Source organism: Clostridium sp. (assembly GCF_051278035.1).
Lineage (GTDB): Bacteria > Bacillota > Clostridia > Clostridiales > Clostridiaceae > Clostridium_AD.
Genome location: NZ_JBNMNU010000218.1, coordinates 1 through 6,308 on the forward strand (window position 1 = coordinate 1; position 6,308 = coordinate 6,308).

7 protein-coding genes are annotated in these 6,308 nt (G+C 30.3%); 6 read left to right on the forward strand and 1 reads right to left on the reverse strand.

The features are described from left to right. The 5 genes from ACJAX4_RS21250 to splB all read left to right on the forward strand — a co-directional run. Window positions 1-574 (forward strand): RelA/SpoT domain-containing protein (locus ACJAX4_RS21250; protein WP_435791436.1); only part of this gene is annotated, 574 nt, incomplete at its 5' end. Continuing rightward, the gene (locus ACJAX4_RS21255; protein ID WP_435791437.1) at window positions 571-2,325 is read left to right on the forward strand and encodes a DUF4153 domain-containing protein; all 1,755 of its coding nucleotides are present in this window, start codon (window positions 571-573) and stop codon (window positions 2,323-2,325) included. The genes ACJAX4_RS21250 and ACJAX4_RS21255, both read left to right, overlap by 4 nt. A 22-nt stretch (window positions 2,326-2,347) precedes the next feature. Then, window positions 2,348-2,839: an LURP-one-related/scramblase family protein gene (locus tag ACJAX4_RS21260; protein ID WP_435791438.1), complete on the forward strand. Its 492-nt coding sequence runs from the start codon at window positions 2,348-2,350 to the stop codon at window positions 2,837-2,839. 80 nt (window positions 2,840-2,919) lie between these two features. Beyond that, window positions 2,920-3,153, forward strand: a complete 234-nt coding sequence (locus ACJAX4_RS21265) for a hypothetical protein (protein ID WP_435791439.1) — start codon at window positions 2,920-2,922, stop codon at window positions 3,151-3,153. A gap of 68 nt (window positions 3,154-3,221) precedes the next feature. Then, a complete protein-coding gene (gene splB, locus ACJAX4_RS21270; RefSeq protein WP_435791440.1) occupies window positions 3,222-4,232 on the forward strand; it encodes a spore photoproduct lyase in 1,011 nt (336 codons plus the stop codon). 133 nt (window positions 4,233-4,365) lie between these two features. Here the strand turns inward: splB and aat are convergent, their stop codons facing one another. Next, window positions 4,366-5,034, reverse strand: coding sequence for a leucyl/phenylalanyl-tRNA--protein transferase (gene aat, locus ACJAX4_RS21275; protein WP_435791441.1), 669 nt, complete (start codon window positions 5,032-5,034; stop codon window positions 4,366-4,368). A gap of 217 nt (window positions 5,035-5,251) precedes the next feature. On the opposite strand from aat, the gene ACJAX4_RS21280 reads away from it, so the two are divergent. Then, a complete protein-coding gene (locus ACJAX4_RS21280) occupies window positions 5,252-6,247 on the forward strand; it encodes a YbgA family protein (protein ID WP_435791443.1) in 996 nt (331 codons plus the stop codon). Window positions 6,248-6,308 lie beyond the last annotated feature (61 nt).

Below are 6,308 nucleotides of genomic sequence, written 5' to 3' on the forward strand. Positions count from 1 at the left end.
AAAAATTATTAGAAAGACCACTGGACGAAAAGAAAAATACGGACCGGAATTTAAGTTCTCCATGGAAAACTATAAAGAAGAAATAAATGATCTAATAGGAGTTAGAGCAATACATATTTTTAAGGAAGATTGGGAAGATATACACAATTTTATTTACAGTACATGGAAAGTTATTGAAATAACTGCTAACGTTCGAGAAGGGGATGACACTAAAAGGTTTGAGGAGCTAAATATTCAAATTCATTCTAGGAAATCTGGATATAGGTCTGTGCATTATTTAATAGAGTTTTTCCCAACAAGTAAAAAGGTTATAGCAGAAATCCAGGTGAGAACAATATTTGAGGAAGGCTATGGAGAAATTGATCATCAACTGAGATATTCGCATAAGGAAATCCCTGAGGTGCTAGCTTTAAATCTTTTGCTATTTAATCGTATAGCTGGTAGTTCCGATGAAATGGCTTCTTTAATAAATCTGTTGAATCGAAACTGGATTGAAATGGAATCGAAATATGAAAGAATGATAGAACAAAAGGATAAAGAAATAAGTGAATTAAAAGAAGGGGGATTGAAATGAAAAAAATATTTAAAGATTTATTAAAAGGAATTGAAAACAGTCTTGAAAGATTCCCACTAACTATAGGTGTTTCAACGATATGTGTTTTACTTCTTATTTATAGTTCTGAAATAAGACCAGATGCGAGTGGTGATCTTTTAGAAACCCTTGGCAGAGTAACTATGGTAATTGCACTTGGGATTCCACTTTCGGTATCCATCAAACTTTTCTTCGAAAGACTAGATAATTACAAGAAGGTATCACTTTATGCATCTTATTTAGGAGGTACACTACTTTTAATTCTTTACTATTACTTTCTTCTAAAGGACATAGAAATGGTTTCAATGTCAAGATATATTGGTTTTAGCCTTATTTTATATTTGATTTTTCTTTTTATATCATATTTACCAAAGAGTGATGACTTTGAGTTTTATGTTATTACGATCTTTACTAGATTTTTTACCACCGTTTTATATTCACTAGTTTTATACCTAGGACTAGCCGCAATTCTTTTTACAATTGATAAGCTTTTAGGAATTAATATTAGAGGTGAACTTTATTACTACACCTTTCTTGTGGTTTCGGGTATATTTGCACCAACATTTTTCCTTGCAGGTCTACCAATTAAAAATGAAGTATTAACTTTAAACGACTATTCTCGCCTTTTAAATGTACTTGTATTGTATATTATGATGCCACTTATTTCTGTATATACTATAATACTATATATATATTTTACAAAGATAGTTATTACAGGTCAGTGGCCAGAGGGACTCGTATCACATCTTGTGCTTTGGTATTCTGCAATAAGTGCAGCTGTGCTATTTTTCATCTCACCACTACTCGGTGCAAAGACTTGGCCAAGGAAATACATGAAGTATTTTCCAAAGTTGATACTTCCACTGATAGTCATGATGTTTATTTCTATAGGAATTAGGATTAAAGCTTACGGGGTAACCGAGAACAGGTATTTTGTCGTTGCACTTGGTATATGGGTATTTTTAGTTATGATATACTTCGCAAGCACCAAAAAAATAAGAAATATAATTCTTCCAATATCCCTTGCGTTAATAACTTTTATATCTGTATTTGGACCTCTAAGTAGCTATTCAATTTCAAAATACAGCCAAAATAAGAGACTAAATAAAATATTTGTTAGAAATAACATGATTTTAAATAACAAAGTAGTTAAAGCCGAATCTGAGGTAACAGTTGAGGATGAAAGGCATATAACTAGTATAATTAATTACTTTGATAGAAATCACACTCTAAGAGATGTTAAAGCATTGCCACAAGACTTTGAAATTACAGATATGGAGAGGACACTCGGAGTGAAGTATAATGAAGAAAATTATCAAAGAGACTACGAGTATTATTATTTTAATTCTTTTGGATCATCGGAACCAATAGATATTAGTGGATACGACTATCTCTTTGTTTCAAGGAATAATAGACCGCAGACTCCAGAAAATAAAACATTTGGCGTAAACTTTGATAATGAATCAAGCACATTAAAAATAACTAAAGATAAAAAAGATATTTATGAAAGAGATTTAATGGATTTTGCAAGCGAACTTATTGATAAACATGGAAATAATCAAAATAGTGAAAATGATCAGAGTTTAACCCAAGAGGAAATGTCCTTTGAGGATGGAAATGATAAAGTTAAGATTAAAATCATATTTTCTAATATATCAGTTGATATGAACACTTCAAACGATAAATTTCAATCAAATAATTTCGAATTCTATATTCTTGTAAAATTAAAATGAATAACTGGGTGGGGGAGTCCAAATGAATTTTTATGTTAAAGAAAAAATATTTTCAATAGGCGATAAGTTTAGCATTATGGATGTCTATGGTAATGACGTGTTTAAAGTAGAGGGGAAGATATTTTCAATAGGAAATAAGTTAAGGATCTATGACGCCTATAACAATGAGATTGTATTTATTGAGCAAAAATTATTTAAATTACTTCCTGAGTATAGTATATATCTAAACGGAAACTACGCTGCAAAAGTGAAAAAGCAATTTACTTTCTTTAGCAATAAGTTCAATATAGAGAGTAATATGGGCGATTATGAAATTGAAGGAGATATTTTTGCTCATGATTTTTCAATAATTAAAAATGGCAGCGTGGTTGCACAAATAAACAAAAAGTGGCTTTCATTTGGAGATACCTACCAAATTGACATCAATGAAGAAGAAAATTATGCGTTTATCTTAGCTATGGTAATTGTAATTGATCAAGTATTGCATGATGATAAAAGGAAAAATAATGGTTAATTAGATTAATTAAAGTTGACGAGTTGACGTTATTTAATATAGTATAATGTTGCTATAAATAAAAGATTAGAGGTGTATCTATGACTAATGACGAAATGTATAAACGTATAATGGTTATGACTAGTGTTAAAACGGCAAAAAAATTTGTTAAAACTTGTGATATAAGTAAGAGCGATCTAAGCAAACTTTGCAAAAGATATAATGTGTTTGTAGAGGGTAAATCTACTAAAGATGACATAATTGATAGATTTATTGGGGAAACACTGGGCATAAAGTTAAAAAACAAAGTAATTAATAAGTATAATGTTAGATAGGTATTTTAAAATTTAATATATGTATAAATAACTTTATTTAATATAATAATACCTATGAGGTGAAAATAATGAAGTTGTTTATACCAGATATTGCTTATATAGATCCCAAAATTCACAAATATGATTCAGCAAAAAAAGTTATAGAGTATTTAGAAAATTCAAATGTGCCTATAGTTAATTCTAAAAAAGTAGTAATAGAGGGTGGGTCACCTGGAAAAAATTATGCTATTGCTAAAAAAACTGTACTTTTTACAGTAAATGGTCAAAAAAAATTGGTAAGTTGTAGGCCGTCTGCAGATTACCAATTTTCGCTATCCAGTTCTTGTCCTGCCAATTGTGAATATTGCTATCTCCAGACAACTCAAGGTGAAAAACCTTTTATGAAGATTTTTCTGAACATAGAAGATATTTTAGAAGTTATTCAGAAATATATAGATGATAACAAGCCGAATATCACAAGCTTTGAATGCGCAAGCATAACTGATCCCGTAGCTCTTGAGCACTTAAGTGGAAATTTAGCAAAATGCATAGAATATTTTGGTAGAAGTTCTAATGGAAGACTTAGGCTTGTAACTAAATTTGATGATGTTGATGAATTTTTAAAACTAAAACATAATAAGCATACAAAGTTTAGATTTACTTTAAACTCGCGTTATGTAATAAGTAACTTTGAACACAACACTTGTAGTTTTAATGAAAGAATAGCAGCAGTTAAAAAAATTGCTCTTGCTGGATACCCAATAGGGTTTATAATTGCACCCATTATGATATATGACAATTGGAAAGAAGAGTATAAGGAATTATTTGAAACGCTAAAAGTAGCATTACAGGGGTATAATGAAGAAATGAGCTTTGAACTTATCCAACATAGATTTACTAAATCTGCAAAGGAACTTATAGTTCAAAGATTTACAAATACTGTGCTTGATTTAGATGAAGAGAAGCGATTATTAAAATGGGGACCTTATGGAAAGTTTAAGTATGTTTATAAGAAACCAGATAGTGAAAACATTAGAGTCTATATATCCAAACTCATAAAAGAAAATTTCCCAGAGGCAATAATTGAATATTTTACTTAGTAATAGACAGAGTGGGTTTGTACTTTGTGTGGATTGGGTAAATTAGGATTCGAAGTTGAAAATTAGTCAGAGTAATAATAAAAAAATCATCCTAATGACATTAGTCATTAGGATAATTTTCTTACTATGTAATTTAAAAATACAACTTTAAAGGTGCTATGGAAATACCCTTTTTTAAAAGTGATAAAAAATCTTTTCTAGATATGAAAACTCCTCCTAAACTTTCTAGATGATTTGTATGAACTTGGCAGTCAATCAGGTTAAAGTCTTTTTCCTCTAATACCTTACTAAGAGTAATAAAGGCTACCTTCGATGCATTGTCCATAGTTGAAAACATTGATTCACCAAAAAAACATTTTCCAATGCTCACACCGTACAAACCACCAACCAATTTATCTTCGTAGAAGGTCTCTACAGAATGAGCAAAACCGAGCTTATGAAGCTTGCAGTACGCCTCAATCATTTCATCTGTGATCCAAGTCCCTGTATCTTTTCTGATATTAGAACAATTAGATATAACATCTCTAAAACAAGTATCAAAAGATACCCTGAACCGTTTCTTCTTAAGTGTTTTTTTCATAGAGTGAGAAATTTTAACATCCTTTGGGTAAACAATAAATCGTGGGTCTGGAGACCACCAAAGTATAGGTTCTTCATCTGAAAACCATGGAAATATTCCAGTTGAGTATGCAAGAAGCAGTCTCTGTGGGGTTAGGTCTCCATTAATTGCTAAGAGCCCATCCTGCTCTGAAAGTGAAGGGTCTGGGAATACTAAATCATTTGACAATCCATATATTGGCATTATAAACTCCTTTCAAGTATATATTATACTATGTAGATTCATATTTACGATTATACTATAAAAAAATCTAAAAGAGTCAATTTTAATAATGTGAGTTATTTTTATGATTTAAAAAGAACATTGTAGTGCATCCTAAAAAAGAGGTAAACACAAATTATCATTGAATATTGAAAATATATTAAAAAAAAGAAGCTAAAATCTAGAAAGGGTGGTTTATATGAAAACTTCATATAATGAAAGAATAAATAGAGTAAAACCAGTAATTGTAGTTAGTAGTTGTTTAGGATTTGAAAAATGTAGATATGATGGTCAGATGGATAGTTGCAATTTGGTAGAAAATTTAAAGGGGTTTGTGGAAATTATAAATGTATGCCCAGAGGTTCAAATAGGACTAAAAACACCAAGGGAAGCTATAAGACTTATAAAAGCTAGTGAAGATACTCCTGTAAAACTTATACAACATAAAAGTGAAAGGGAATTAGGGCGTGAAATGACTGAATTCGGAGAAGAATTTCTTTTGAATCTCCCAAAAGTGGATGGGTTTATCCTAAAGAGTAGATCCCCTTCTTGTGGAATAAAAGATGTTAAAATTTATAAGGGCACAGAAAAGGGGTCTACTTCAGTTAAGGGGAGTGGATTGTTTGGTGAGAGCGTTCTTTTAAAGTTTCCGAATTTGCCTGTGGAAGACGAGGGTAGGGTTAGAAACTATAATATCAGGCAGCATTTTTTAACAAAACTATATATTATGAAGAATTTTAGAGTGATAAAAGAAACTAGATATATAGAAGATTTGGTGGAATTTCATAGTACAAACAAGCTTCTTTTTATGGCTTACAATCAAAAGCAATTGAAAATACTTGGCCAAATATTAGGAAATAATGGTGAATTAAGTGTGAAAGACGTTTATGCGGAATATGAAAAAAATCTTATACTAGCACTAAATAAGTTACCAAGATATACTTCTAATATAAATGTACTTACAAGGTCTATGGGATATTTTTCAGATAAGCTAACACATAGGGAGAAAGAATTTATTTTAGATGCAATAGAACAGTATAGAGGGAGTAAAGTTCCGTTTAGTGTACCACTTTATGTTATAAAATCAAATGCGGTACGTTTTGAAGAAAAAAATCTTATAAATCAAACTTTTTTTGAACCTTACCCATCCGTATTAGATAATGTTACTGATTCTGGAAAGGGAGTTAATAAATAAACACATAATATTTTATTAATTATATGAATGAATAAATAATCCTCTAATTGGACATAATTCC